1 protein-coding gene is annotated in these 229 nt (G+C 69.0%); it reads left to right on the forward strand.

The window, feature by feature from the left end:
- Positions 1-36 precede the first annotated feature (36 nt).
- Positions 37-229 (forward strand): hypothetical protein (locus tag RVY79_RS21965; RefSeq protein ID WP_411161798.1); only part of this gene is annotated, 193 nt, incomplete at its 3' end.

A 229-nucleotide genomic window follows, 5' to 3' on the forward strand; every position in this document is an offset into this window, starting at 1 on the left:
CGCGGAAGGACCTGGCGCGGCCGGCCGTGGGCTGCCGTGCTTGCGGTCTCGCTCACGGTGTCTGCGGCGCTTGCTGCATCGGCTGCCCGTGCCGACATCAGCATCATCCAATCGCTGCCGTTATCCGGCACGCAGGCCTCCACGGGGCGCGCACTCACTGCCGGCGCCCGGCTGTATTTCGACTGGCTCAACCTCAGCGGCGGCATCAACGGCGAAAACATCCGCCTGG

Origin of the sequence: Chromohalobacter sp. HP20-39, assembly GCF_033052815.1 — a bacterium.
Classification (GTDB): domain Bacteria; phylum Pseudomonadota; class Gammaproteobacteria; order Pseudomonadales; family Halomonadaceae; genus Chromohalobacter.